Raw genomic sequence first — 26,808 nt, 5'->3', positions numbered from 1 at the left:
GCTGCCAGAAATGTGACAATGCGCGCCCTTGGCCACGATGCCAAGGCTATGGAAACACTGGCAAAAATAAAAAAAGGAATACCCATGAAAGGAACACCTACCCTGCTGGCGCTGGCCGTGGGGCTCGCGCTCGCGTCCCCGTCTCTCTACGCCGCCGGCTTCAGTTGCCCGGCCGACAGTGCCCTCACCCCCATCCCCGCCATCCAGGGCAGTGGCGACAAGAGCCCCCTCGTCCCGGACGATCAGTTCGAAAGCGCCCAGAGCGTCTCGGTCAAGGCGGTAGTCTCAGGTCTGGGGGAAAGCCTCAACAAGGGCTTCTACCTGCTGGATGTGCAGGGGGACGGCAACCCCGAGACGTCGGACGGCATTTTCGTCTACCTCAACGACAAGCACTTCGCCAGCAAGTACCCGGACATCCAGCCGGGCGCCCTGGTCTGTCTGGAGGCCAAGGTCGAGGAGTATTACGGCCACACCCAGCTCAAACCCCTGTTTGACGGCAGCACGCCGCGCCTGACAACCCTGGCCCAGGGCGCCGCCCCGGCCGCCACGGCGCTGCGGGTACTGGAGGGGGAAACCCTGGCCCGGGCCCTAGAACGTCACGAAGGGATGCGGGTGCGCCTTGACGCCGACAGCGCCCTCCAAATCAGCCGCAACTTCAGCTACGACTATGCCGCGCGGCGCAACAACCTGGTGCTCGCTCACGGCGCCCCGCTGATGAAGCCGACCCAGCTCCATGTGGCGAGCAGCCCCGAGGCCGTGGCGCTGGCCGAGGCCAACGCCAGCAACCGCGTCTTCCTCGAGTCGGACTTCAAGGCGGGGGACGGCAAGCTCCCCTGGCTGCCCGCCTGGGAGCCGGAGCAGGGTTACCTGCGCATCGGCGATGCCCCGGTCAATCTGGAGGCCATGGTCGGCTACAGCTACAACGAGTACCGCCTGATCGTGCCCCGGGATCAGACCATCACCGCGGGGGATCTGCTGCGCACCGCTGACAACGACCGCCAGAGCGCCCCGGCCCGCCTGGATGGCACTGATCTTCGCATCGGCAGCTTCAACGTGCTCAACTACTTCACCAGCCACTCCAGCGTGGGGGGCGCCCTCAACGTGCTCTGCGCGGATCAGGCGGATGCGGACAGCGCCAAGGGTTGCAACCGCGGCGCCAAGAGCCTGGAGGAGTTCCAGTTGCAGCGCGCCAAGATCGTCAACGCCATCACCGAAATGGACGCAGACCTGCTCGGCCTGATGGAGATGGAGAACAACGGCTTTGACGAGCACGCCGCCCTCCACGATCTGGTGGAGAGCCTCAACGCCAGGCAGAAGGAGGCGAGCAAGCACTACGCCTTCATCACCCTGCCCAAGGCCCTGCTCACGGAGGATCGCTTCTTTGGCGGCGACGCCATCATGGTGGCCATGATCTACCGCCCCGCCCTGCTCACCCCGAGCGGGGATGCCGACGTCATCCCCCTGCCCCAGCAGCGCTACACCACGGGCGGCGTCACCAAGAGCGCCGGTCAGCGGGACTCCCTGGTCCAGCGCTTCACCGTGGCGGGCAGCGACGCCCCCCTGACCCTGGTGGTCAACCACCTCAAGTCCAAGGGGTCGGGCTGCTATGAGAACGGGGATGGCAAGACGGAGCCTGCGGATCTGCAGGGCAAGTGCACCGAGTTTCGGGTGAGCGCCGCCAAGGTGTTGGGGGAGGCGGTGAGCAAGATGCCGGGGCAGGTGCTGCTGGTGGGGGACTTCAACTCCTACGCCAAGGAGGATCCCATCCGGGTGCTGACCGACTATGCGCCGGTCGCGGGGGAGCGCCAGATCCGCTCCGCCTCCCACACCTACATCGGCGATAAGCCCTATGAGCAGATGGGCCAGACGGTGGCCAAGGGTTACGGCCTGGTGGATCTGAACGTCAAGTTCAACCAGGAGAAGGCCATCTCCTACAGCTACGAGGCCGAGCTCGGCACCCTGGACTACGCCCTCGCCAACCCGGCGCTGGCTGACAAGGTGGTGGCGGTGGCCGACTGGCACATCAACTCCTTCGAGAGCAACCTGTTCGAATATGGCAGCGCCTACACCGGCGATCTCATCAAGTCGGACAACCCCTTCAGCGCCTCGGACCACGACCCCGTCATCGTCGACCTCAAGCTCAAGGAAGCGAGCAAGGGGGGTGGCGGCGCCATGGGCGCCCTGCTGCTGGCCCTGTTGCCGCTCGCCTGGCGGCGCCGTCGCTAAGACGCGGCATCCTCGATGCCAGGTGCAAAGCCCGCGATGATCGCGGGCTTTTTTTGTGCCATGGCCATTTGAAAAACAAATGCAAAGGGCCACATCATGGGATGAATAAATACCCTGTTGCCCCGCCTCACCCCTTTCCCGAGGGGCTGGCACCCTGTCGACGGGGAAACCCGGTGCTGACACCAGGGGCCGGATAGCGTATCCCGCAGGTTGCCGAACGAACCAACCGCCACACGGCAGAGGATGGCATCGCGCAGCCCGCGCCATGGCCATGGCGGCATCGGCGCCAATCCCCACCCTCACCCCCGTCAGCGGCGGCCAGGGCCGCTGATGCCCTCGCGGACAGTGTGAAGCACCATCGCAGGCTGCCGAACGAGCCAACCGCCACGCGGCAGAGGATGGCATCGTGCAGCCCGCGCCATGGCCATGGCGGCATCGGCGCCAATCCCCCCCTCACCCCCGTCAGCGGCGGCCAGGACCGCTGATGCCCTCGCGGACAGGGTGAAACGCCATTTGCCAGACAAATGCAAAGGGCGAGATCATGGGAAATCCAAATGACAGGCAAACAAAAAGGCCACCGTGATGCGGTGGCCTTGGTGCTTTCTTGCGAAAGATGGTGGAGCTACGCGGGATCGAACCGCGGACCTCTTGCATGCCATGCAAGCGCTCTCCCAGCTGAGCTATAACCCCGGTGTGTGTGAGTGATACTGAATCACTCTGAATTTGGTGGAGCTACGCGGGATCGAACCGCGGACCTCTTGCATGCCATGCAAGCGCTCTCCCAGCTGAGCTATAACCCCAAATTCGGTACTCAATGAATGGTTCTGGCGGCCATTCATCCTCAATAATGGTGGAGCTACGCGGGATCGAACCGCGGACCTCTTGCATGCCATGCAAGCGCTCTCCCAGCTGAGCTATAACCCCACAAAGGTCGGCCTGGGTGATACACACCGCACTGCCCTGGGTACTTCATGTCAATCGGGAACCTGGTGGAGCTACGCGGGATCGAACCGCGGACCTCTTGCATGCCATGCAAGCGCTCTCCCAGCTGAGCTATAACCCCTTGGATTCCAGATTGTGCGAGGAGAATTTGGTGGAGCTACGCGGGATCGAACCGCGGACCTCTTGCATGCCATGCAAGCGCTCTCCCAGCTGAGCTATAACCCCAACTCACCTCGGCGCTACCAAAGTTATCTCTGGCAACGGAGGCGCATGATAGGCATCACCCGCTTTGCTGTCAACCCAAAATTCTCGCCCGCTGGAGCGTTTAGTCAAAATTCAGGCAGTTAGCTGTTTTTACCGCCAACCTCGTCGCTATGTCGCTGTTTTACGTCGCAAATCCGCTTGAGGCCAAAATACGAAGGGCCCCCGTCAGGAGGCCCTTTTCATGCCATGGCCGATGTTTATGCAGCGGCCATGCGCGCTTCGATATACGCCAGGGCGCGGTCGATACGAGCGAGGACCCGCTCCTTGCCCACCAGCGCCATCACGGCGTCGATGGCAGGGGAAAGATTACCCCAGACCGGTGACGGCAATGTGCGGCGGCAAGTTTACTCGGCGGCCATGCGCGCTTCGATATACGCCAGGGCGCGGTCGATACGGGCGAGGACCCGCTCCTTGCCCACCAGCGCCATCACGGCATCGATGGCAGGAGACTGGCCCAGACCGGTGACAGCCACACGCAGCGGCATGCCGACCTTGCCCATGCCCTGACCCAGCTCGGCGGCGGTCGCTTCAATCAGCTCGTGCAGCGCCTCGGTGGTCCAGGTCTCCAGGGCCGCCAGCTTGGTCTTGGCCAGCGCCAACGGCTCGGCAGCCACACCGCGCAGGTGCTTCTTGGCAGCGGCTTCGTCGATGGCCTCAAAATCTTCGAACAGGTAGCGGCTCTGGGCGGCCACCTCCACCAGGGTGTTGCAGCGCTCAGCCAGCAGGGTGACCACGTCGGCCAGCGCCGGGCCATTGCTGGTGTCGATCTGCTGGTGTTCCATGTGCCAGGCCAGGTGCTTGGCCACATAGGCCGGATCCAGGTTGCGCATGTAGTGGTTGTTCAGCCACAAGAGCTTGTCGGTGTTGAAGGCGGAGGCAGACTTGGAGATGGCATCCAGGCTGAACAGCTTGATCATCTCGTCGAGGGTGAAGATCTCCTGATCCCCGTGGGACCAGCCCAGACGCACCAGATAGTTCAGCAGCGCTTCCGGCAGGTAGCCGTCGTCGCGGTACTGCATTACGGAGACGGCGCCGTGGCGCTTGGAGAGCTTGGCACCGTCGTCGCCCAGGATCATGGAGACGTGGGCAAATTCCGGTACCGGCGCGTTCAGTGCCTTGTAGATGTTGATCTGGCGCGGGGTGTTGTTGATGTGGTCTTCGCCACGCACCACGTGGGTGATCTCCATATCCCAGTCATCGACTACAACACAGAAGTTGTAGGTCGGCGCGCCGTCGGTACGGCGAATGATCAGATCGTCCAGCTCGGTGTTGGCGAACTCGATGCGGCCACGGACGTGGTCATCGAACACCACGGAGCCTTCGGTCGGGTTGCGGAAGCGGATCACGTGCGGCGCATCGGCCGGGTGATCGTGGTCGTGGTCGCGGCACTTTCCGTCATAACGGGGCTTCTCGCCGTTGGCCATCTGGCCTTCACGCAGCGCTTCCAGACGCTCTTTGGAGCAGTAGCACTTGTAGGCGCGGCCGTCAGCCAGCATCTCGTCGATCAGCGCGTTGTAGCGATCGAAGCGCTTGGTCTGGTAGTAGGGGCCCTCATCCCAGTTCAGCTCCAGCCATTCCATGCCCTCAATGATGGCGTCGATGGCCTCCTGAGTGGAACGTTCCAGATCGGTATCCTCGATACGCAGCACAAACTCACCGCCCTGATTCTTTGCAAACAACCAGGAATAGAGTGCGGTACGGGCACCGCCGACATGCAAAAAGCCGGTCGGGCTGGGAGCAAAACGGGTTTTGACTTTCATCTTTAAGCCTTGTGTAGAGGGCCTTGGGCCAATTCGTTAAAAAAACCGTCGCATTTTAGCACCGACAATGACGGATGGGAAAACCATGGCGAGGCAGAGGGGAAAATAGGGTCTATTCCCGCAAAAACCGCTGTTTTAGAGTGATGTCTCAGAATTTTCCCTTTTTTCCCGCTTAGCTAGGCGAGGTCGCTGGAGAGATCTCCCGCACAGCCGATACTTCAGTCACCCCGTCAACGAACCCTCAACGATACAAGGAACGCGCGATGCAGTTTCGTTCTATCCAGAATCGTATCCTGGTACTGGCCGGTGTCGCCATGACCACGGCCCTGGTCATCCTGATCCTGCTCAACCAGTATTCAGGCCGGCAGACCCAGCAGCTCACCATCGACTCCAGCCGCGCCGCCCTGCAACAGGAGGCGTGGCAGAAGGTGAGCGCCAACGCCCGTGCCGAGGCCGCCACCATCACCCAGCTGCTGCAAAAGGGGCTCTCCTACACCCAGCAGATGGCCAGCGTCTTCGCCCGCCAGCAGGAGGGCAAGCTGCCGCTGGATCGCCAGCAAGCCACCGACCTGCTCAAGGCCCAGCTTGCTTTGGAGCCCCAGCTCTATGGCGCCTTCGCGGGCTTCGAACCCAACGGCTTCGACGGCCAGGACGAAAGCTTCGCCGGCCAGAGCGCGCTCGGCAGTGACGACAAGGGGCGCTTCGTTCCCTATTTCTATCGCGACAAGGAGAGCATCGGCACCGACCTGCTGCTCTCCATCGAGAAGAGCGATCCGGACGAGTTCGGCAACCCGGCCAACGACTACTACGCCTGCCCGAAACGGGAGGGGCGCCCCTGCCTCATCGACCCCTTCAAGGTGGACATCAACGGCCAGCAGGTGCTGGTGAGCACCATCACCACCCCCATCCTGGTGGATGGCCAGTTCAGGGGCATCGCCGCGCTGGATCTGGCGGTGGACTCCATCAGCCGCCAGGCCCAGTCCCTCAACAGCAACATCTATGACGGCAAGGGGGAAACCTTGATCGTCAGCGCCGCCGGCGTCATCACCGGTACCAGCGGCGACGCCAGCCTGCTCGGCAGCCGCGCCGACAAGGTGCTCGGCAACGGCTGGCAGCAGTACCTCAAACCGGACGTGCAGCGCCAGGAGCTCGACGATGCGTTTCGCATCTCGGTGCCCATCGCGGTGCCCGGCATGGCCCGCAACTGGGCCATCATCGTCACCCTGCCCTACAAGGTGGTGCTGGCGGGAGCGGACGAGCTGGCACGCCAGCTCACCGACATGAACCGCGCCGCCATGACCCAACAGCTCATCGGTGCCCTCATCGTACTGGCGCTGGCCCTTGGCACCATGCTGGTCATTGCCCGCAGCATCACGGGCCCCATCCGCCAGATGGTGAGCCTGGTGGATGACATCGCCGACGGCGAGGGGGATCTCACCAAGCGCCTGGAGAGCCGCTCCCGGGACGAGCTGGGGGCCCTGGCCCGGGGCATCAATCGCTTCATCGACAAGCTGCAGGCCTTGCTCGGGGATGTGCAGAAGACCGCGAGCGAGGTCCATCGCCACGCCGGGGATACCGATCGCATCGCCGGCCAGACCGACAACAACCTGCAGCATCACCAGGCGGAAATGGAGCAGATGCTGACCGCGGTGCAGGAGATGTCCTATGTCAGCCAGGAGGTGGCCACCCACGCCAACAACACCGCCGACTCCGCCAAGCAGGCCCAGAGCGCGGCGGACGAGGGCAAGGTACGCTTCCAGCGGGTGATCCACTCCATGCACAAGGTGGCTGCCGAGGCGGGCAAGGGAGCCGAGGTGGTGGAAGGGCTGGCTCACGACAGCGAGCAGATCACCAGCATCCTCACCGTCATCCAGGGGATCGCCGATCAGACCAACCTGCTGGCGCTCAACGCCGCCATCGAGGCGGCTCGGGCCGGGGAGCAGGGGCGCGGTTTTGCGGTGGTGGCCGACGAGGTGCGCAAGCTGGCGGGCAACACCCAGCAGGCGGTGCAGAATACCCAGGAGCTGATCGACAAGATCCGCCACAGCTCCACCAACGCGGTCAACGCCATCCAGCAGAGCCAGCAGCTGACCCATCAGGCGGTGGGGGAAGCGGATCAGGCGGAGGCGGCCCTCGGCAGCATCTTCCAGGCCATCGCCACCATCAACGACATGACCTACCAAATCGCCTCCGCCGCCGAGGAGCAGAGCTCGGTTTCCGAGACCGTCTCCGGCAATCTGTCAAAAACCAGCGCACTGGCCAACGACATCGCCAGGGACGCCACCAGCACGGCCAACGCCAGTCAGGCCTTGCGTCAGGCGGCGGAACGTTTGCAGCAATTGTTGGGTCAGTTTCGTCTCAGCTGATAATTTTCATGCTCCGGACTCTCCCCCTCGGGGGCGAGTCCGTTTACCATAGGCGGCATATTTGCCTGATGGCAGGCAATGTAGTGAGAGGTAAATGCCGTGCCCACCCCGGACCGTCGCCCACGTGGCCATAACAGACGAGCCCAGCAGCGTCGCCAAGACGAATCACAAGGAACCCTGCTCCAACGTATCAACGCGGCTACCCTGCCCCTGCGCCAGCGTCTCGGCCAGGGTATGAGTGGCCTGGGTCAGCGCAACAAGGAGCCGAAGGCGGCCTCGTTCAAGCTGGCAAGCCCCCTGCCGCGCAAGCACACCATTGGCCTGCTGGTGCTGGTGCCGCTCTGGCTGTTGCTGCTGGCCTGGGAACCCGCCCCCGCCGCCCCGACCACGGCGCCGTCAGGCTCTCTGGCGGTCCCTCTGGCCGTGCCGGCCCAGGCCCTGACCGTCGGCAACGCCGGTGAGCCACAGGCCGCCAAGCCCGTCGAGGAGAAAGTGGATGGCACCTGGTTGCAGCACGACGTGCAGGCCGGTGAAACCCTCTACTCCATCTTCCGCAAGTTCGAGCTGCCGGGGGCCGAGCTCAGCCGGCTCATCGCCATCGAAGGGCCGGACAGGCCGCTGACCCGGCTGCAGTCGGGCAAGTCGGTGTTCATCCTGGTGGACACCAGCCGCCGCATCCAGCGGGTCGAGGTCCGCTCTCTGGGTCAGGTCAGCTACCGCTACGACCGCCAGGGGGAAGGGTTCGCCCTCAAGGAATAAGGGGGCTCGACCACCCCCTCTTATGCAGACGGGAGGCCATGGCCTCCCGTTTTTTTTGATGTGAAGCATGAAACAAGCTGCTGACTTCACAATACTTTTAGCTCGCTCAAAAAATGAAAAGTGCCAAATTGACAAGGGATCGGGCTCCAGTACAATCGGTCAGGCTTTAGACAGGGATTGTGCTACATGCTACTGGGACAAAGAGACGTGGTCAGTCATGCTTCAACCCCTGACTTCCAGGCAAATGCTGCCCAACCAGGCTTAGTTTCATTTTGTTATAGATAGGACTTACCACATGTCTGACATTCGCACCGGCCAAGTAAAATGGTTCAACGAAACCAAGGGTTTTGGCTTCATCGAGCAATCCCAGGGACCGGACGTTTTCGTTCACTTCTCCTCCATCCAGAGCGCAGGTTTCAAGACCCTGGCTGAAGGTCAAAAAGTCCAGTTCACTGTGACCCAGGGCAAAAAAGGCCCTCAGGCCGAGAACGTCACCGTTATCTGAGCCAGCGCCAGTGAACCCGTAGGAGGAGCCATCGCCCCTCCTATTTTTTTGCCCGCGATTTCCCCTCCCCGATCGGCTGAGCTCTTGCCGGGCTTGCCATCCCCACCTGCAAGCCGTTTATGGCCGCCACCAGCCGCTATAAATCAAAATTATGAGTTTTGGTTAAATGCCCCGGTTTTAACTTATACCGAGCCACTGTCTGTCATTCAGGCCCTGCCAAGCCTGTTAGCCGACCGCAAAGGGTTGTACCCGATCTCCGGGAGGCTATTAGCAAGCAATACATCTTGGTCTTATGACTTGGGATGTGCGGGGAAGAGAGAAAGCAGGCAAACGCCGGATACGACAAATCATCGCGGCGCGATGTGATGGGCAATTCAAAGGGATTATGAGGACGTCGAAGAGAGATTGGAGCGGGAAACGAGACTCGAACTCGCGACCCCGACCTTGGCAAGGTCGTGCTCTACCAACTGAGCTATTCCCGCAACAGAATGTCATATGCAAGTGATTGGAGCGGGAAACGAGACTCGAACTCGCGACCCCGACCTTGGCAAGGTCGTGCTCTACCAACTGAGCTATTCCCGCAACGGAATGTCACTTACATATATTTACTGGACACTGTTTGGAGCGGGAAACGAGACTCGAACTCGCGACCCCGACCTTGGCAAGGTCGTGCTCTACCAACTGAGCTATTCCCGCAACAGAATGTCATCTGCAAGTGATTGGAGCGGGAAACGAGACTCGAACTCGCGACCCCGACCTTGGCAAGGTCGTGCTCTACCAACTGAGCTATTCCCGCATCGGAATATCACTTACATATTTTTGGAGCAAGCAACGAGACTCGCGCTCGCTACCCCGACCTTGGCAAGCACTGAACATGCTCTACCAACGCGGTGACTCCGGTACTGCATATTGGAGCGGGAAACGAGACTCGAACTCGCGACCCCGACCTTGGCAAGGTCGTGCTCTACCAACTGAGCTATTCCCGCAACATGGATTGTCTTGAGGCTGTGCTGATGATTGGAGCGGGAAACGAGACTCGAACTCGCGACCCCGACCTTGGCAAGGTCGTGCTCTACCAACTGAGCTATTCCCGCATCGGAACGTCATCAGCAAACATTTTGGAGCGGGAAACGAGACTCGAACTCGCGACCCCGACCTTGGCAAGGTCGTGCTCTACCAACTGAGCTATTCCCGCAAAACCTGAAAACAGACCGTACAGCATTTGGTTGCTTGCGCTACTGTACGGGAGCCGAATTATAAGAGCAGACATTCCAATTGCAAGGGCTTTTTTGTCTGGTTGCAGCCGTTCGCTCAAAAGCTGGCCGAACTGCTGATTTTAGCAACCGAACGACGGCAAACCCTTGCCAACCACTCAGATTTTGAAGACGTGGGCGCGGTAGAACTGCAGTTCGGCAATGGATTCGCGGATGTCGTCCAGCGCCTGGTGGGAACCGCTCTTCTTGAACTGATCCAGCAGTTCAGGCTGCCAGCGACGGACCAGCTCCTTGATGGTGCTGACGTCCACGTTGCGGTAATGGAAGAAGGCTTCCAGATCGCTCATGTGCTTGACCATGAAGCGGCGATCCTGGCCGATGCTGTTGCCGCACAGGGGGCTGGTGCGCTCCGGCACCCACTGGCGAATGAAGGCGAGGGTCTCGGCAACGGCCTTGGCCTCGTCGTATTCACTCGCCTTGACCCGGGCCACCAGCCCGCTCTTGGTGTGGGTGTTGACGTTCCAGTCATCCATCTTGCCCAGCTCTTCCTCGCTCTGGTGGATGGCGATGACCGGCCCTTCGGCCAGCACGTTCAGGTCCTTGTCGGTGACGATGGTGGCGATCTCCAGTACCACGTTCTCTTCGGGGTCCAGACCCGTCATCTCCATGTCGATCCATACCAGGTTCTGCGCGCTGACTGTCATGATTGCTCTCTCTATTGGGAGGAATGGCGGAATTTTGCCAATTTGCATGTATCATACTGGCTTTGAATCTGTTCATAAACTGGCAAACCCCGTGGCAAAGAAAGCAAAACTCAATCTGGGTCAACAAAGGCGCGTCCAGGCCAACCGCGAGCGGCGGCTGCAAAAAGAGCACACCACAGTGGTAGATGACACCCTGTTCGGCCCCGCCATCGAAGGGGTGGTGATCAGCCGTTTCGGCCAGCACGCGGATGTCGAGGCGAGCGATGGTGCCATCCACCGCAGCAACCTGCGGCGCAGCAGCATCAGCAGCCTGGTGTGCGGCGACAAGGTGGTGTGGCGCCCCGGCCTCAATGCCGCGACAGCCGGCGTCATCGAGGCGGTGCACCCGCGCCACTCGGTGCTGACCCGGCCGGACTTCTACGACGGGGTCAAACCCATCGCCGCCAACATCGACCAGATCATCATCGTCTCGGCGGTGATGCCCGAGTTCTCCACCAACATCGTCGACCGCTACCTGGTGGCGGCAGAAGATGTGGAGATAGCGCCCCTCATCGTGCTGAACAAGGTCGACATGCTCGATGACGCGGCCCGCGCCCGTATCGAGCGCCAGCTCGAGACCTACCGCAAGCTCGGTTACGAGGTGCTGCTGGTGAGCTGCGAGAGCGGTGAGGGCATCGACGCCCTCAAGGCGGCGCTCACCGACAAGATCAGCATCTTCGTGGGCCAGTCCGGGGTGGGCAAGTCGTCCCTCACCAACGCCCTGATGCCGGGGCTGGACGTGCTCACCGGCGAGATCTCCGAGAACTCGGGGCTCGGCCAGCACACCACCACCACGGCGCGGCTCTACCACTTCCCGAGCGGCGGCGATCTCATCGACTCCCCCGGGATCCGCGAGTTCGCCCTCTGGCACCTGGAAGCCGACCGCATCACCTGGTGCTTCGTCGAGTTTCGCGACTACCTGGGTGGCTGCAAGTTCCGCGACTGCACCCACAAGGATGATCCCGGCTGCGCCCTGCGCGCCGCGGTCGAAGCGGGCGCCATCAGCGCCGATCGCTTCCACAACTACCACCGCATCCTGGAAACCATGCAGGAAGCCCGCCACGGTCGCCAACAGGCGCGGCTGTGACCCGTTCAACTCATTCCCAGATGAAGATCATGAGCATCACTGACAACCTGAAAATTGCCGGTCAATACTGCCTGCCCAAACACGCCCTCTCCCGCCTGATGGGCAAACTTGCCGCCGCCGAAGCGGGCAACCTCACCACCAAAGTGATCGAGGCCTTTATCAAGCAGTACCAGGTCGACATGAGCGAGGCGCTGCACGAGAGCCCTGCCCACTACAAGAGCTTCAACGAATTCTTCACCCGCGAGCTCAAACCCGGCATCCGCCCCGTGGTGGAAGACGCCATGACCCTGGCCCTGCCGGTGGATGGCACCGTCAGCCAGCTCGGGCCGATCAGCCAAGGTCGCATCATTCAGGCCAAGGGCCACGACTACAGCGCCCGCGAGCTGCTGGGGGGCTATGAGGATCTGGTAGCCCCGTTCAAGGATGGCGACTTCGCTACCATCTATCTGGCACCCAAGGATTACCACCGCATCCACATGCCGCTGGACGGCGTGCTGGAGAGCATGGTGTTCGTGCCGGGGGATCTCTTCTCCGTCAACCCCCTCACCGCCGAGAACGTGCCCAACCTGTTTGCCCGCAACGAGCGGGTGGTGGCCACCTTCCGAACCCCCCACGGCCCCATGGCCCTGGTGCTGGTCGGTGCCACTATCGTGGCCAGCATCGAAACCATCTGGGCCGGCAACATAGCGCCGACCAAAGAGAAGAAGGTGGTGCGCTGGGACTACACCGGCGATGAAGCCATCACTCTGCAAAAGGGGGCCGAGATGGGCCTGTTCAAGCTGGGCAGCACAGTCGTCTGCCTGTTTGGCCCGGGCATGCTGGCCGGTTTCGAGCCGCACCTGGCCAACGGGGTCACCACCCGCATGGGTCAGCCCTTTGCCACCCTGGCGGCGCAGGTATGAGCGATCAACCCGCTTCCCAGAAGAACAACCCGCTGCACGGGCTGACCCTGGAGGCCATCGTCACCGCCCTGGTCGCGCACTATGGCTGGGAAGCGCTGGGGCAGCAGATCAATATCCGCTGCTTCACCGATAATCCCAGCATCAAGTCCAGCCTGAAGTTCTTGCGCAAGACCCCCTGGGCCAGAGAGAAGGTCGAAAGCCTCTATCTGTACGTCCAGCGCAAGCAGGCCAAAGAGAAGGAGTGACGCCATGGCGTTCAAGATTACCTACACCTACAAGAAGCAGGCCAGGGAGATTGGCTACGCCAACGACAAGTTCAACAGCATCTATGATGCCGTTGCCGCCGCCGAGGGGATCGATCTGACCCGCTTCCACGCCATGGAAGAGCAGCTGGCCCAGGTGTGCCGCCGCGACAAGAAGAGCGTGAAGGATTACCGGGAGAACTACTTCAAGGAGCTGGGCTTCTCCAACATCGTCATCGAACGGGACGCCAAGGAGTAAGCATGCGCACCCTGACCCTGATGGCCGCCTCCCTGCTGCTGGCCGCCTGCAACACGACACCGAGGGAGCCCCTGGTCGGCGCGGATCGCGACGAACATGGCTGCATCGGCAGCGCGGGTTATCAATGGTCGGCGCTGGCAGGCAAGTGCGTGCGGCTGTTCGAGCAGGGCATTCGCCTCAATCCGACCGATGCCGGTCAGACCGTCAGCGCTTTCGTGCTGTTCAATGCCGATCAGAGTCAGGCCGAGCTGACCCTGCCAGAGGGCGAGCCGATCCGGCTGATCCGCCAGGGCGAAGAGGGCAACTGGTCCTGGCAGGGCGGTGGCTATCAGCTCTTCCCCTGGAAGGGCTATGTGCTCAAATCCGGCGACCATGTGCTCTATCACGGTGATCTGACCCCCTGATCCTCTGGCGCCATCCCTCCCCTCACGCCCTGATGGGCGCGGAGCAGGCATAAAAAAACCCCGTTGCACGCAACGGGGTTTTTCATGATACCCGGCAGGATCAGTTGCCGAGGGTGGAGAACAGGCTCTGTTCCAGGCTGCCGCGGGAGACGCACACCGGGGTGATGGAGGGAGCCAGTACCCGCTCGCCGGAGGACTCGACGAAGTAGAGCTGGGTATTGCCCTTGACATTCACGGTGGCGACGCTGTTGTTGCCGCTCTGGGTGATGATCAGGTTGATCTGCAGGTTGGGGTTGCCCAGCGCCACCTTGGACCCCATGGTGCCGCAATCCAGCCACTCCAGACCATCGGCCGAGTTTTCCACGTTGGCGGTCATCAGACCGGCACCACGCTGGCTGTTCTCGATGTTCAGGCCGTGATCGCCGAACCACTTCTCGGCACGGGCCCACACCAGATCCACCGGGATCGCCATCTCCTGGGTGTTGTTGGTTGCCTTGGCAACCGGCGGGGTATAGCGATACTGCTCGCCGCCGTTGTTGTCGCTCGCACAACCCACCATCAACAGGGCCAGGGCGCCCCCCATTATCTTCTTCATGCTGCTTCTCTCATCCATAAGGCCATAGGCCAACCGGCGGCTATTATGGCGATCGCGACACAGGCTGTCAGCAGGGATCCGCACAAATGGCGTACTCTTAACCCAGGCTTTACAAAACCCACCTGTTATCATAGATTTGCTCGAAGTCTCCCCCGTGAGTGCTCTCGTGACTTCTTCGCTCTCCCTGGCGCTGCTGCAGCAGATCATCGACCAGTTACCCATGAATATCTTCTGCCGGGACAAGCACGGACGGTACCTGTTTGCCAACAAGGCATTCGCCAGGGAAGCCGGCCTGCAAGACCCGAGCGAACTCATTGGCAAAAGCGATGCCGAGATGCCCTGGGGGGATGTATTCCGGGAGGAAGATGACCGCCTGCTGGCCGACGGCAAACCCCTGCTGCACCAGCAGCTCCATTGCCACAGCGGCGAAGGCGCCAGCTGGATGGAGATCAACAAGGTTCCCCTGTATGACGAGCACGGCGACCCCATCGCCCTGTTTGCCATGGTCAGCGCCATCGATCAGCGCAAGGAGCTGGAGCAAACCTTCCGCCAGCAGCAGTTGCTGCAACGCCGCCTGCTGGATGCCATTCCCGACCTCATCCGTCTCGAGGATCATCAGGGCGTGCTCATCGACTGCAACCAGGCCTTTCTCGACTTCATGGGGCTGGTGGCAAGCGAGGCTCTGGGTCGGCGCGTCCCGCCCCGGCTGCCCGTCGAACAAACCCTGGGTCAGGGGGAGTATTGCGTGGTGGATGCCCAGGGCAGAGGCCGCCATCTGGAGGTCACCCGGGTCGAGGTGCCGGATGACGAGGGCAACTCCCTCGGCATCCTTACCCTGAGCCGCGACATCACCGGGCTGCGCACCACCCAGGCCCAGTTGCAGCAGGAGCAGCACTACGACAGCCTGACCGGCCTGCTCAAGCTCTCCCACTTCCTCCAGACCAGCCGTCATCTGGGCGCCCGCAAGGCCAGCCTGCTGCTGGTGGATCTGCAACATTTTCGCGAGATCAACGATCGCTTCGGCATACGGGTCGCCGACCGCCTGCTGAGCCAGGTGGCCCGTCGCCTGCAACGACTGGCGCCGCCCCAGTCCCTGCTCTGCCGGGTCGCGGCGGATGACTTCGCCCTGCTGCTGCCCGAGCTCCCCCTCTCTCTGGATACGTGGAGCCGCAACCTGCAGCAGGAGCTGATGACGCCCTATCAGGTGGAAGAACACAGGATCCAGATCCCGGTGTTCCTCGGCATCGCCCATGGCAAGGCCAAGGATGCCGAGCGTCTGCTGAGCCACGCCGAGGCCGCCCTGGCCCAGGGCAAGCGCCAGCAGCAGCACTGTACCCTGTTCGACCCCGCACTCGATGCCAAGCTCAAACGCCGCCAGCTCATCGCCGCCCAGTTGCCACTCGCCATCAAGTCCGCCGAGCTGACCGCCGTCTACCAGCCCATCATCTGTACCCACAGCAACCGGCTGCACGGGGCTGAGCTGCTCTGCCGCTGGCCCCATCCCGAATTCGGCATGATCTCCCCCGACGAGTTCATTCCGCTGGCGGAGGAGCTGGGGCTCATAGGCCAGCTCGGCCAGCTGATGCTGGAGCTCGGCTGTGCCCAACTTGCCCGCTGGCAGGTGGCGGCCCCGGATCTGGTGCTCTCCATCAACCTCTCGCCCCTGCAGTTCCGCGATCCCGAGCTCTGCCCGCAGATCTTCGACTGCATCGCGCGCCACGGGCTCGCCCCCTGGCAACTGGAGCTGGAGATCACCGAAGGGGTGCTGATGGAGAATGCCGACGAGATAGAGAGCAACCTGGCCAGCCTCATCGAGGCGGGCTTCCAGCTCGCCATCGACGACTTCGGCACCGGCTACTGCTCCCTCGCCTATCTTCCCAGGCTGCAGGTGGCGACCCTCAAGCTCGACAAAAGCTTCACCCAGGGGCTGGCCACCAACCAGGCCACCACCGCCATCGTGCGTTCCGTCATCGGGTTGGGCCATGAGCTTGGCATCAAGATCACCGCCGAAGGGGTGGAGACGCCGGAGCAGCAGGCCTGGCTGGTGCAGGTCGGTTGCGATCGGCTGCAAGGCTATCTGTTCAGCCGCCCCCTCCCACCGGCCGACTTTGCCCGCAGCTACCAGCTGCCGGAGCAGTAAGCCAGCAACAACAAGGCCACCCGAGGGTGGCCTTGTTGTTTTTGCAAAGCGTACGTGATCTGACGCACTTACTCCTGGAAGTAGGTGCCCCAGCCGTCGTAGTCCACCCCGTATTTCTCGAGGATGGGCAGCATCTTCTCGATGTCGGCGACGATGGTGTCGATGTCCAGCTTGCACTCCACCATGGCGTCGAAACAGAAGATGGTAGCGCCGTCGTCCAGCTCCATCTCCTCGGCGTCGGTCACTTCGAAACCGGCCTTGAACAGATCGACCGCCGCCTTCTCCAGCAGATCGAACTTCTGGCAGGCAAAGTGGTGCTCAATCTCGTAATCCAGATCCGGGTTGCTGCCATCGGCCAGCAGCTCGTTGACGATGGCGGCGGTCTCTTCGCGCCACTCTTGCATATTGGTATTCATATAAACCCCAGGCGATGTTGGATGGATGTCACCCCTGCCAGCCGCGTCGGCCCGGACCATGGCCAGGGGATGAGTGCGGCAAAGCATACCCGCAGAGCGCGGCAGGCTCAATCGATGGGCCAAGATAACTGGCGCCTCTCCCGGCTTGGCGCCAGCGGGCAGCCCTCGGCACGTCAGACAGCTCGCCCCCCTTCATGATATTCTGCTGGCCGTCGGCCCCCCCTGCCCCACAGGTGCCCCTCTTTTCATGGTTAAAACGAGAAAACCGGTCCAATCACGGGAAGATTGCTCGGATATCGAGCGAACGGTACATCAATCTGCGGCCTGTGGTTGACACCTCAGTCCAGAAAGGGTTTAATGCGCGCCGTTGCCCAGATAGCTCAGTCGGTAGAGCAGGGGATTGAAAATCCCCGTGTCGGCGGTTCGATTCCGTCTCTGGGCACCAACTATTCCTCCTTAGTTCAGTCGGTAGAACGGCGGACTGTTAATCCGTATGTCACTGGTTCAAGTCCAGTAGGAGGAGCCAAATTCGAAAGGCCCGCTCAGATGAGCGGGCCTTTTTGCATCTGTCATTTACTCACATGCCGGGGCTAGTAGTGGTTTTCGTCCCCATGCCATACGTGTCCAGCCGAGCAGGCACGGGCGACTTCGTGACAGGGGTCGTCCGCATGGCGGCGGAAGAAGTGCTGATCCTGTTGCAGCAGGAGCGAACTCATCGAGTGGCTCATGCCAGCCAGTGCCTCGCCAGCGGTCAATCCTGCAACCCGGTGATCTGTGGCCAAATGAGCCAGGACTTTTTCACGACTGTTCATGATCGCCTCCCTCTGTGGATCCGGTCGTAAATTGACCATAGCAGCCGTACTCTGCATACCGCAAACCCGCGTCAGCAAAGGGCTACAGGCAGGTCCCGACCTTCTGCTCCGGCATGAAAAAACCCGCTCATGACAAGCGGGTCTGTTTCACTCAGCTAACCGCCATTGCAGGCCGCCAGCAACAGAGTGGCACCACAGGTGGCGCTGAACACCAGCAAACCCACCTGCAGCACCCCCTCCGGATCCCTCTGTGTGCGTCTCTTGCGAACACGTATCCATCTCGGCTTCATCGAGCCAACTCCATCCAGTTTCCTGCACCCGGGGTGCTGACCTATCCCTGCCCGTCCCGGCAGGCGGCTCATCTTTGTCCAGTTGCAGCCAGCCGTCAACAGCGGCGAAACCACACCTTGTACGGCACCGACCTCAGGCTCCATCTCTGTTAACAATCTGGAAAACCGGCGTGACCCGCCCCTGCGCCAGGGCTATGATGAGCCCGACGATTTTCCTACCCTCAGGGAGACCCCAGATGAGCAGCCCCTTGCACTATGTGCTGGATGGCATCCATTGCGAGCCACACTTTTTTACCGTGCCCCTCGACCACCAGCATCCCGACGAGGAGGCGACCCTCACCCTGTTTGGCCGCACCCTCTGCCGCAAGGACAAGCTGGATGATGATCTGCCCTGGCTGCTCTATTTGCAGGGGGGCCCGGGCTTTGGCGCTCCTCGCCCGACCGCCGATGGCGGCTGGATCAAGCGGGCTCTGCAGGAGTTTCGGGTGCTGCTGCTCGATCAGCGCGGCACCGGCCACTCCACCCCCATCAGTGCTGACGCCCTGGCGGGGATGACCCCAAGTGAGCAGGCGGACTACCTCGGCCATTTTCGCGCCGACAGCATAGTGCGCGACGCCGAATGCATTCGCGAGGTGCTGAGCCCGGGGCGCCCCTGGAGCCTGCTCGGCCAGAGTTTCGGCGGCTTTTGCAGCCTCACCTACCTCTCGTTGTTCCCGCGGAGCCTGCACGAGGTCTACCTCACCGGCGGCGTGGCCCCCATCGGGCGCAGTGCGGATGAGGTCTACCGCGCCACCTACCAGCGGGTGGCGGACAAGAACCGCGCCTTCTTCACCCGCTTCCCCCATGCCCAGGCCCTGGCCAACCGGCTGGCCAACCACCTGCACCACCACGACGTGCGCCTGCCCAACGGCCAGCGCCTGACGGTGGAGCAGTTGCAGCAGCAGGGGCTGGATCTGGGGGCCAGCGGCGCCTTCGAGGCACTTTACTTCCTGCTGGAAGACGCCTTCATCGGCGAACGCCTCAACCCCGCCTTCCTCTATCAGGTGCAGGCCATGCAGCCGTTCAACACCAACCCGGTGTTCGCCATCCTGCACGAGCTCATCTATTGCGAAGGGAGTGCCAGCAACTGGGCGGCCGAGCGGGTGAGAAGGGAGTTCCCTGCCCTGGCCTGGGCGCCAGGCAAGGATTTTGCCTTCACCGGCGAGATGATCTTCCCCTGGATGTTCGAGCAGTTCCGTGACCTCATTCCCCTGAAGGAGGCCGCCCACCTGCTTGCCCAGAAAGCGGACTGGGGCCCCCTCTACGATCCGGCGCAGCTGGCCCGCAACACTGTGCCGGTGGCCTGCGCCGTCTATGCCGAGGACATGTACGTGGAGTTTGACTTCAGCCGCGACACCCTGAAGGGGCTTGGCAACAGCCGTGCCTGGATCACCAACGAGTACGAACACAACGGCCTGCGGGTCGATGGCGAGCGGATCCTGGACCGTCTCATCCGCATGAACCGGGATCGCTGATCCCGCCGGGCGCACGCCCGCAGCAAGACGACAAGTTCGAGGGCGGCCCATGAGCCGCCCCGCCCATGGAAGCAACACAAAACAACAAGGACACCCATTGGATCATCCGGAAATCTCGGCCGGCTGGCTGAGTCGCCTCTTCTATCGCTGGACCGGCCCGCTGCTGCGCAAGGGGCTGACCCAGCCCCAGGTCAGTCTCGACGATCTCTATCCCCTGCTGCCGGAAGACAGGCGCGACGGCCGCGCCGACGCCTTCCTCGCGCTCACCGCCCGCCAGCCGGTGCGCCCCTGGCCTCTGACCGCCTTTATCTGGCGTCATTACAAGGGACGGATTGGCCTGCTCACCCTGCTGCAACTGCTCGGCATGCTCGCCACCCTGACCAGCCCCTGGCTGCTCAACCACAGCATGACCCAGCTCGGCACCGATGCCACCACCGGCCACAAGCTGCTGCTGGCCCTGGCCCTGTTCGCCTCCGTGCTCGCCGCCGGCATGCTGGCGGAGCACTCCCTGCAACTGGCCCTCAAGATGCACGTGCCCATCCGCCGTCTGCTGGCCGAGTCCCTGCTCGCCAAGGTGATGAAACAGGGTGGCAAGAGCTTCGACGACAGGGCCGGCGGCCGGGTGCAGAACCTCATCAACCGGGACGTATGGGATGTCACTTGGATCCTGGCTGACCCCGCCATGCCGGTCACCATGGCGCTGCAACTCATCGGCACCATCACCCTGCTGGTGTGGCAGGTGGGCAGTGCCGGTCTGGTGGGCTTCGCGGTGCTGGCCCTGCTGCTGCTCATCTCCACCCGGGTGGTACGGCGCATGAACCAGCAGGAGCAGCAGCTCAAGCGTCAACAGGACGAGCGCAACGGCATCCTGGCGGAATACATCAAGAAGCTGCGGCTGGTGCGCCAGAACGGGCTTGGCCCCTTCTTCACCCGGGCGGCCAACACCAAGCGCCAGCAGGAGCTGGGGGTGCTGGGCCGGGTGCTCAGGCTCGATGCCATCAACGAAGGGCTGATGCTGAGCACTCCCCTGCTGGTGACCCTGGCCACCTTCACCACCTACCTGGCGTCGGGCAACACCCTCACCCTGCCCCAGGTGTTCACCACCATCGCCCTGTTTACCGTGCTGCGCATCCCCATGATGCGACTGCCCTACCTCATCCGCACCCTGATCAACTTCAACACCGGCTTCAACCGGCTGTGCGAGTTCCTGAACAGCCCGGAGCAGCACCGGGAACTCGATGATCCCGCCCTGCCGGCGGGGACCCTCCACCTGGAAGGCGTCAGTGCCCTGCACCAGCAAAAACCGGTGCTCGAGGGAGCCAACCTCGCCATCGCACCGGGGGAGCTCGTGGGGATCACCGGGGCCACCGGGGCGGGCAAGAGCTGCCTGCTGCATCTGGTTGCCGGCTTTGACAGCGAGTTTGCCGGCAGCATCCGTCGCCACGGCCGGGTTGCCCATCTGGGCCATAAACCCTGGCTGATGAACGACACCATCCGCAACAACATCCTGTTCGGCCAGCCCTGGCACGCCGAGCGCTATCGTTGGGTGCTCGGCGCCTGCGCCCTCACGGCCGATCTCGCGCTGCTCAGCCACGGGGATCAAACCCTGGTGGGGGAGCTCGGCACCCGCCTCTCCGGCGGCCAGCAACAGCGGGTCGCCCTGGCTCGCGCCCTCTACGCCCGGGCCGATATCCTGCTGCTGGACAACCCCTTGTCTGCGCTCGACCCCATGGTCGCGGCCCAGGTACTGGAGCAGGGGCTCGCCTTCAAGCCGGGGCCGACCCGGCTCCTGGTAAGCCACGACCCGGATGTGCTGGCCAGGTGCGATCGGGTGATCCGCATTGAGCAGGGGCGCCTGGTGGAGCTCGATGCCCACCAGTTGGCGGATCTTGTCCAGCATCCCCAGCCCGCCCCGCCGGTGCCCCCTCAGGAGGCGGAGCAGTTCAGCGAGGAGAAAGTGGTGGAGGGCAAGGTGGACTGGGGACTGTTTGGCTTCATGTGGCAGCGCCTCGCCGCCCCCGGTGCCATCCTGCTCGTCCTGCTGCTCACCCTGGGCCAGGAAGGGCTGCGCATCGCCTCGGATCTCTGGCTCGGCGGCAAGGCCGAGGTGAGCGACGTCACGACCCTGCTCGGCATCTATGTGCTGCTGGGGGCGGGCTCCCTCGCCTGCATCATGGCGGTGCGAGTCATCAACTACAAACTCGGCCTCAAGCTGGCCTGGACCCTGTTTGACGGCATGCTGGGGCGCATCAGCCGCGCCCCCATGGCCTTCTTCGACAAGGTACCCCAGGGGCGCATCCTCAACCGCTTCGACCGGGATCTGGGGGAGGCGCAGGAGATGCTGCTCTCCATGCTGGTGGGACTGTTCGGCATGCTGGTGTCCGTGGCCTTGCAGGTGGTGGTGATCGGCATCAATATTCCCCTGCTGCTGCTCATCGCCCCCCTGGTGGGATGGGCGCTCTATGTGTTGCAGCGCCGCTACCGGGCGGTGCAACTCAAGCTGCGGCGCCAGTCCTCGGTGCTGCGCTCCCCGCTCTACATCAGCATCAGCGAGACCATCCGCGGCGCCCCCGCCCTGCGCCTGGCCGGGGCCGAGCGTTTCGCGCTGGACCAGGTGCTGCACCACTATGACAACAACCTGCGCAGCTGGTACACCACCACCTCCATCAACCGCTGGCTCGGCATGCACCAGACCCTGCTCTCCGCCACCCTGGTGGGGGCCGTGGCACTCATGGTGGCCTTTGGCAACAGCCCGCTGCTGGGGGCGGTTGCCATCACCTATGCCTTTACCGCTTCCGCCATGCTCAACTCCCTCATCCGCACCTTTGCCGAGGTGGAACAGGTGATGAACGCGGTGGAGCGGGTGCGCGAATATAGCGAAATAGAGAGCGAACGCCAGGAGGGAGAGGCCCTCGCCACCCCTCACCCCGCAGTGCGCTTCGACAACCTGGGGCTGCGCTACCCCCAGACCAGCCAGTGGGCGCTGCACAAGGTGAGCTTCGAGCTGGCCCCAGGTGAAAAGGTGGGTGTGTGCGGGCGTACCGGGGCAGGCAAAAGCTCCCTGCTCGGGGTATTGCAGGCCATGTATCCCGCCTCCCAGGGAGAGATCTTCTACGGCAATCAGCCACTGTCACGACTTGCACCGGAGGCGGTGCGCGATCTCTACGACACCGTCTCCCAGATCCCGCTCACCTTCTTTGGCTCCTTGCGGGCCAATCTGACGCCCCTGACCGAGCATGAGGACGCCGTGCTTGAGCAGGCGCTGGCCCGGGTGGGCCTCGCCGAGCGCTGCGCCGGGCGGCTGGATGAGGATCTCGACAGGCTGCAACTCTCCGCCGGCGAGACCCAGTTGTTGGTGATCGCCCGCATCCTGCTGTCGCGCCGACCGCTCATCGTGCTGGACGAAGCCACCTCGGATCTCGATCACGGCGGCATGCGCAAGATGGCGGAGCTGCTCTACCGCTACCGGCCGGAGGCCAGCTATCTGGTGATCGCCCACCATCTGGAGCCGCTCTTGTCGGTGGACAAGGTGGTGGTGATGGAGGCCGGCACCGTGGTGGAGCAGGGTTCGCCGGTGAGCCTGCTGGCCAACTCCCACTCCCGCTTCCACCAGCTGTTTGCCGGCCAGGTCAACCGTCAGGTGCCCCAGACGGCATGAGCGCCAAGAATAACAAGGGCTGCCCGCGGGCAGCCCTTGCTGCTTGAGAAGGGCCTCATCGCTCCATGATCTGGGTGATGTCGTCCTTGTTGATGTGCACTTCCCTCCCCTCTTCATCGTAATAGCGATACATGCCTGTGGTCTCGTCCAACCTGGGTTTGCTGTCGGTGGCAATCATCTTGCCATCCTTGGTGCTCATGATGTATTGGGAGCTGCACCCCGCCAATCCCAACAGACAAACCAGCATCATCACAGCTTTCATCACTCTCCCCTTCTTCACGCTCACCCTGGCGGTGATAGATGAAGCCTAGCTCAGGGTGGGTTTCAGACTGCAGCAACCACAAAATTAGAGCAAAAAGTCAACCCCACCAGACAAAATCCATACGACACCCCGCACAGATACCAGAAACAAAGTCATTACGTCCGGCATGCTGAATTATCAACACGCAGTCACATACCCGGTCATTTATTGTGCCTTCTGTTCAAAGAAAGGAATAATCCGAGATTGGTCATAGGAATTGTCTGATATATGTTGCAAAAAAATACACTTTTGATAAATTTCCGCGCGGAAAACAAATGTCATTGTCATTGCCAATACAATCAATAATTTGACGCTTTGACCATCGGGTGCGACGCACACTGTCGTCCAACCTGAAAAAAATAACAAAAAATACACATCCCATGCCGATTTGCCCTTCGGATGCGGTAGCCATGTCTTTTTACTCCCGACCAGCATGGACGTTGTGACACTCATAATGAGTGAAGACACAATAATTACCGTGCACGGGGCAACACGCTGACGCCAAGTACCAGTCATACCATCCCTGCCCCTGCGGGTGGTTTGCTCCTCATGCTGACAACACTGAGCATACCCGGACCTTCCATATACCTGGGTGCCTTGCATATAAAAACGTCACACAAGCATGTTCTAATATACGGGGCTTGTTATTTTTCACGGATATATAAAGAAAGTCTAATTTACTCGATGACCGAGTCAACACCCTATTTATTACCCACCATCTTCAGCAATCTGAACAAACACATTGCAAGGCTTTACCTAAAATGAAATTTATAACAGCGCCATGGATATTAGCTGCGATTAGTTTAAATGTATTGGCTGCGCCGCAAATCAGCCCGCAGATGATGGAACAATTCAAGCGCCTGCCCGCTGATCAGCAACAGGCTCTGGCCAAGCAATACGGTATTTCTGTCGACCAGTTCCAGAATGCCAGCGCCATGACCCCTGTCACCCCGTCAACACCGGTAGCTGCGCCACGGGAGGTCGACTATAGCCAGGTATCCCAGCGCCCGCTGATCGCAGGGGTAGCCCAGCCAGGGGAGCTCCAACCATTCGGTTACAATGTGTTCGCCGGTGAACCCATTCTGGATGCCCCCGTGACCGATATGCCCGTTGCTGATGATTATGTCATTGGCCCGGGGGATGAAATCCATGTGCAGCTGTATGGCAAGGAAAACGCGGTCTATGACCTGAGCGTCGGTCGAGAAGGCTTCATCGACTTCCCCAGTCTCGGTCCTATCTCTGCCAGTGGATTGACCTTCCAGCAATTCAGAAGCGACCTTGAAACCCGGATCAAGGAGCAGATGATAGGCGTCAATTCCTTCATCAGCTTTGGTTCCATGCGTGCCATGCAGGTATTTGTGATGGGGGATGCCTATCGCCCCGGTGCCTACAATGTCAGCGGCATGGCGACCGTCACCCAGGTCTTGCAGGCGGCAGGCGGCATCGACACCGTCGGCTCCCTGCGCAAGATCCAGGTCAAGCGGGCCGGACAGAAAGTCATCGATGTGGATTTGTACAAGATGCTGGTCTGGGGGGATACCAGCCAGGATATTCGCTTGCAGGCGGGGGATACCGTCTTCGTCCCGGCCAAAGGCAGTGAAGTGTCCATCAGCGGACTGGTCAAGCGCCCCGCCATCTACGAATTGAGAAATTCGGCGCCCCTGGCGGACGTGCTCGCCCTGGCCGGTGGCGTAAAGGCGTCAGCCTTGCAGGAAGTCTCGGTAGAACGTCATACGGACACCGGTCTGAAAGTCTTCAACCTGACGCTGGCCAATGGCCATGATCGTCAGTTCAGCATCCGGGACGGTGACAAGATTTCGGTCAAACCGAGCAGCACCGAGTACAGCCAGGCCATCGTCGTCAAAGGGGCCGTGGTACGTGATGGCGTCTACAGCTATACCCCGGGCACCCGCATCAGCAACCTGCTCAAGAGCGTTCAGCGGGATCTCCTATCAGCGACCGACCTGAGCTATGCCCTGGTCGTCAGGGAAGTGGATTCCCAACGCAATATCAGCGTGATCCAGTTCAACCTGGGCAAGGCGCTGCAACAGCCGGGCAGCAAAGACGATGTGGTACTCCAGGCCAGGGACCAGGTACTGGTGTTCCGCAACGATGCCACTGACCGGCTCAGAGAGACTGCCGCAACCTCGACCAGAGTGAAGGATCTCAAGACCAAGACGAGGGAGCTGGACAACGCCGCCATGATGCGGACCGATGTTTCCACCGGCGCCGATGTCAAGAGTGACGAGCTCAACAATGACTCTCAGATCAAGCTATCCTCCCTGTCCGACAAGACCGCCACGGACGCAGTGGTCGCCGATTCACGGCAAGCCCTTCTGGCGCCTGTCATCGAGCGCCTGAAGGCACAGTCTACCCTGGGTCAGCCGGTGAAGATCATGGAAGTGCGTGGCGAAGTGAAATACCCGGGTCTCTACCCGCTGACCGACAACAGCCGCATGTCCGATGCCATCCTGGCCGCTGGCGGATTCAACGAGCAGGCCAACGTGGTCGAACTCTCCCGCGTCAATGAGCGGGGCGACAGCATCCTGGTACAGAACGAGCGATTCTCGCTGGATACCGCCAACAGCCCTTACGGTTCACCGCTGCTGCAATCCAAGGACAACATCAACGTCCTGCCCCATCCCCAATGGCGGGAAGAGGCGACCGTCCAGGTCTTCGGTGAAGTGAAATTCCCAGGCACTTACACCGTGCGCAGGGGAGAGAGCCTGCACGATCTGATCGAGCGCGTGGGTGGCATCACGACCTACGCCAACCCCAACGGGGCCATCTTCGCCCGCAAGGCCCTGCGCAAGCAGGAGGAAGAGCGGCTGGTGATGCTGCGCGATGAACTTCGCCAGGAGATCTCGACCATGACCTTGCGCAGACAGAGCACCATTGCCAACTACAGCAGCTCCCCTGCCGAAGCCATGTCGGTGGTCAACCAGCTGGAAAACAGCAAGGCCATCGGACGCATGACCATCGACATGCCAGCCCTGCTGGCCGGAGAGAAGCAGTCAGACGTCCTGCTTGAGGATGGCGACAAACTCTATATCCCGACCATGCAGAACGTGGTCTCCATCGCGGGCATGGTGCAGTTCCCCTCTTCCCATATCTACAAAGAGGAGACCAGCATCAACGAGTACATCAGCCTGGCCGGTGGTACCAAGAAACAAGCCGATACCGATCGCGTCTATGTCATCAAGGCCAATGGCAGCGTGATGCTGCCCAATGACAGCTGGTTTGGCGGACGCAAGAGCCTGGAGCCGGGGGACACCATCATAGTGCCGGTGGATTCCGACTATCTGGACAACCTGAGCATCATGTCTTCGGCGACCCAGATCATGTATCAGTTGGGCGTCGCCTGGTCCGCCATCAAATAACGCGCTGGACGCGTCCAGTCATATTCCAT

Annotated in this window: 20 protein-coding genes and 14 tRNA genes; 15 read left to right on the top strand and 19 right to left on the bottom strand. The window is 61.7% G+C overall.

Annotation, left to right across the window (positions count from 1 at the left end):
- Positions 1–84 precede the first annotated feature (84 nt).
- The gene (locus AB5Y53_RS15745; RefSeq protein ID WP_368182509.1) at positions 85–2,226 is read left to right on the top strand and encodes an ExeM/NucH family extracellular endonuclease; all 2,142 of its coding nucleotides are present in this window, start codon (positions 85–87) and stop codon (positions 2,224–2,226) included.
- A gap of 614 nt (positions 2,227–2,840) precedes the next feature.
- Here AB5Y53_RS15745 and AB5Y53_RS15740 read toward each other — a convergent pair.
- The 6 genes from AB5Y53_RS15740 to gltX all read right to left on the bottom strand — a co-directional run bounded on the left by AB5Y53_RS15740 (position 2,841) and on the right by gltX (position 5,192).
- A tRNA-Ala gene (locus tag AB5Y53_RS15740) sits at positions 2,841–2,916 on the bottom strand.
- A gap of 34 nt (positions 2,917–2,950) precedes the next feature.
- A tRNA-Ala gene (locus AB5Y53_RS15735) sits at positions 2,951–3,026 on the bottom strand.
- Positions 3,027–3,074: 48 nt separating this feature from the next.
- Positions 3,075–3,150 (bottom strand) — tRNA-Ala (locus AB5Y53_RS15730).
- Positions 3,151–3,213: 63 nt separating this feature from the next.
- Positions 3,214–3,289 (bottom strand) — tRNA-Ala (locus tag AB5Y53_RS15725).
- A 28-nt stretch (positions 3,290–3,317) separates the two neighbouring features.
- Positions 3,318–3,393, bottom strand: a tRNA-Ala gene (locus tag AB5Y53_RS15720).
- A 383-nt stretch (positions 3,394–3,776) separates the two neighbouring features.
- Positions 3,777–5,192 (bottom strand): glutamate--tRNA ligase, encoded by a 1,416-nt coding sequence (gene gltX / locus AB5Y53_RS15715; protein WP_368182508.1) that lies wholly within the window; start codon positions 5,190–5,192, stop codon positions 3,777–3,779.
- 263 nt (positions 5,193–5,455) lie between these two features.
- Between gltX and AB5Y53_RS15710 the strand changes: the two genes are divergently transcribed.
- The 3 genes from AB5Y53_RS15710 to AB5Y53_RS15700 all read left to right on the top strand — a co-directional run bounded on the left by AB5Y53_RS15710 (position 5,456) and on the right by AB5Y53_RS15700 (position 8,822).
- Positions 5,456–7,558, top strand: coding sequence for a methyl-accepting chemotaxis protein (locus AB5Y53_RS15710; protein ID WP_368182506.1), 2,103 nt, complete (start codon positions 5,456–5,458; stop codon positions 7,556–7,558).
- Between the two features lie 99 nt (positions 7,559–7,657).
- Positions 7,658–8,317, top strand: a complete 660-nt coding sequence (locus tag AB5Y53_RS15705) for a LysM-like peptidoglycan-binding domain-containing protein (RefSeq protein ID WP_319900950.1) — start codon at positions 7,658–7,660, stop codon at positions 8,315–8,317.
- Between the two features lie 295 nt (positions 8,318–8,612).
- The gene (locus tag AB5Y53_RS15700) at positions 8,613–8,822 is read left to right on the top strand and encodes a cold-shock protein (protein ID WP_005297820.1); all 210 of its coding nucleotides are present in this window, start codon (positions 8,613–8,615) and stop codon (positions 8,820–8,822) included.
- A 406-nt stretch (positions 8,823–9,228) separates the two neighbouring features.
- Here the strand turns inward: AB5Y53_RS15700 and AB5Y53_RS15695 are convergent.
- The 8 genes from AB5Y53_RS15695 to orn form a co-directional block, all read right to left on the bottom strand.
- A tRNA-Gly gene (locus AB5Y53_RS15695) sits at positions 9,229–9,304 on the bottom strand.
- Between the two features lie 24 nt (positions 9,305–9,328).
- A tRNA-Gly gene (locus AB5Y53_RS15690) sits at positions 9,329–9,404 on the bottom strand.
- 38 nt (positions 9,405–9,442) lie between these two features.
- A tRNA-Gly gene (locus AB5Y53_RS15685) sits at positions 9,443–9,518 on the bottom strand.
- 24 nt (positions 9,519–9,542) lie between these two features.
- Positions 9,543–9,618: transfer RNA gene (locus AB5Y53_RS15680), tRNA-Gly, on the bottom strand.
- 114 nt (positions 9,619–9,732) lie between these two features.
- Positions 9,733–9,808, bottom strand: a tRNA-Gly gene (locus AB5Y53_RS15675).
- Positions 9,809–9,840: 32 nt separating this feature from the next.
- Positions 9,841–9,916: transfer RNA gene (locus AB5Y53_RS15670), tRNA-Gly, on the bottom strand.
- Between the two features lie 25 nt (positions 9,917–9,941).
- A tRNA-Gly gene (locus tag AB5Y53_RS15665) sits at positions 9,942–10,017 on the bottom strand.
- Between the two features lie 177 nt (positions 10,018–10,194).
- On the bottom strand, positions 10,195–10,740 hold the full coding sequence (gene orn, locus AB5Y53_RS15660; protein ID WP_042014296.1) for an oligoribonuclease: 546 nt from the start codon (positions 10,738–10,740) through the stop codon (positions 10,195–10,197).
- A 91-nt stretch (positions 10,741–10,831) separates the two neighbouring features.
- Between orn and rsgA the strand changes: the two genes are divergently transcribed.
- The 5 genes from rsgA to AB5Y53_RS15635 are packed head-to-tail and all read left to right on the top strand — an operon-like array spanning position 10,832 to position 13,673.
- Positions 10,832–11,866: a small ribosomal subunit biogenesis GTPase RsgA gene (gene rsgA / locus AB5Y53_RS15655; protein WP_041215718.1), complete on the top strand. Its 1,035-nt coding sequence runs from the start codon at positions 10,832–10,834 to the stop codon at positions 11,864–11,866.
- Positions 11,867–11,895: 29 nt separating this feature from the next.
- On the top strand, positions 11,896–12,768 hold the full coding sequence (gene asd, locus AB5Y53_RS15650) for an archaetidylserine decarboxylase (protein ID WP_368182504.1): 873 nt from the start codon (positions 11,896–11,898) through the stop codon (positions 12,766–12,768).
- Complete coding sequence (locus AB5Y53_RS15645) at positions 12,765–13,013, top strand: VF530 family DNA-binding protein (RefSeq protein ID WP_041212447.1); 249 nt, start codon at positions 12,765–12,767, stop codon at positions 13,011–13,013. Before asd ends, AB5Y53_RS15645 begins: the two co-directional genes overlap by 4 nt.
- Before the next feature lie 4 nt (positions 13,014–13,017).
- Positions 13,018–13,269, top strand: coding sequence for a DUF2960 domain-containing protein (locus tag AB5Y53_RS15640; protein WP_010675489.1), 252 nt, complete (start codon positions 13,018–13,020; stop codon positions 13,267–13,269).
- A 2-nt stretch (positions 13,270–13,271) separates the two neighbouring features.
- A complete protein-coding gene (locus AB5Y53_RS15635; RefSeq protein ID WP_201996414.1) occupies positions 13,272–13,673 on the top strand; it encodes a hypothetical protein in 402 nt (133 codons plus the stop codon).
- Positions 13,674–13,773: 100 nt separating this feature from the next.
- On the opposite strand, the gene AB5Y53_RS15630 is transcribed toward AB5Y53_RS15635, so the two are convergent.
- A complete protein-coding gene (locus AB5Y53_RS15630; protein ID WP_029314787.1) occupies positions 13,774–14,268 on the bottom strand; it encodes a hypothetical protein in 495 nt (164 codons plus the stop codon).
- Between the two features lie 166 nt (positions 14,269–14,434).
- Between AB5Y53_RS15630 and AB5Y53_RS15625 the strand changes: the two genes are divergently transcribed.
- A complete protein-coding gene (locus AB5Y53_RS15625) occupies positions 14,435–16,408 on the top strand; it encodes an EAL domain-containing protein (RefSeq protein ID WP_069652056.1) in 1,974 nt (657 codons plus the stop codon).
- A gap of 68 nt (positions 16,409–16,476) precedes the next feature.
- Here the strand turns inward: AB5Y53_RS15625 and rraB are convergent, their stop codons facing one another.
- A complete protein-coding gene (gene rraB, locus AB5Y53_RS15620; protein ID WP_010675493.1) occupies positions 16,477–16,812 on the bottom strand; it encodes a ribonuclease E inhibitor RraB in 336 nt (111 codons plus the stop codon).
- Between the two features lie 381 nt (positions 16,813–17,193).
- Between rraB and AB5Y53_RS15615 the strand changes: the two genes are divergently transcribed.
- Positions 17,194–17,269: transfer RNA gene (locus AB5Y53_RS15615), tRNA-Phe, on the top strand.
- A 5-nt stretch (positions 17,270–17,274) separates the two neighbouring features.
- Positions 17,275–17,350 (top strand) — tRNA-Asn (locus AB5Y53_RS15610).
- 64 nt (positions 17,351–17,414) lie between these two features.
- On the opposite strand, the gene AB5Y53_RS15605 is transcribed toward AB5Y53_RS15610, so the two are convergent.
- Together AB5Y53_RS15605 and AB5Y53_RS15600 are read right to left on the bottom strand one after the other, a co-directional pair.
- On the bottom strand, positions 17,415–17,540 hold the full coding sequence (locus AB5Y53_RS15605; protein WP_257713785.1) for a hypothetical protein: 126 nt from the start codon (positions 17,538–17,540) through the stop codon (positions 17,415–17,417).
- 251 nt (positions 17,541–17,791) lie between these two features.
- Positions 17,792–17,926, bottom strand: a complete 135-nt coding sequence (locus AB5Y53_RS15600) for a hypothetical protein (protein ID WP_080560565.1) — start codon at positions 17,924–17,926, stop codon at positions 17,792–17,794.
- A 236-nt stretch (positions 17,927–18,162) separates the two neighbouring features.
- On the opposite strand from AB5Y53_RS15600, the gene AB5Y53_RS15595 reads away from it, so the two are divergent.
- Positions 18,163–19,440 (top strand): alpha/beta fold hydrolase, encoded by a 1,278-nt coding sequence (locus AB5Y53_RS15595; protein WP_368182502.1) that lies wholly within the window; start codon positions 18,163–18,165, stop codon positions 19,438–19,440.
- Positions 19,441–19,537: 97 nt separating this feature from the next.
- Positions 19,538–23,098 (top strand): ATP-binding cassette domain-containing protein, encoded by a 3,561-nt coding sequence (locus AB5Y53_RS15590; protein ID WP_368182501.1) that lies wholly within the window; start codon positions 19,538–19,540, stop codon positions 23,096–23,098.
- 55 nt (positions 23,099–23,153) lie between these two features.
- On the opposite strand, the gene AB5Y53_RS15585 is transcribed toward AB5Y53_RS15590, so the two are convergent.
- Entirely contained in the window at positions 23,154–23,360 is a 207-nt protein-coding gene (locus tag AB5Y53_RS15585) for a YgdI/YgdR family lipoprotein (RefSeq protein ID WP_041215736.1), read from the bottom strand.
- A gap of 878 nt (positions 23,361–24,238) precedes the next feature.
- Between AB5Y53_RS15585 and AB5Y53_RS15580 the strand changes: the two genes are divergently transcribed.
- Entirely contained in the window at positions 24,239–26,779 is a 2,541-nt protein-coding gene (locus AB5Y53_RS15580) for an SLBB domain-containing protein (RefSeq protein ID WP_201925313.1), read from the top strand.
- Positions 26,780–26,808 lie beyond the last annotated feature (29 nt).

This window comes from Aeromonas sp. R7-5, from assembly GCF_040908015.1.
GTDB classification, from domain to species: Bacteria; Pseudomonadota; Gammaproteobacteria; order Enterobacterales; family Aeromonadaceae; genus Aeromonas; species Aeromonas caviae.
This window is presented reverse-complemented; position numbering and strand designations above follow the sequence as displayed.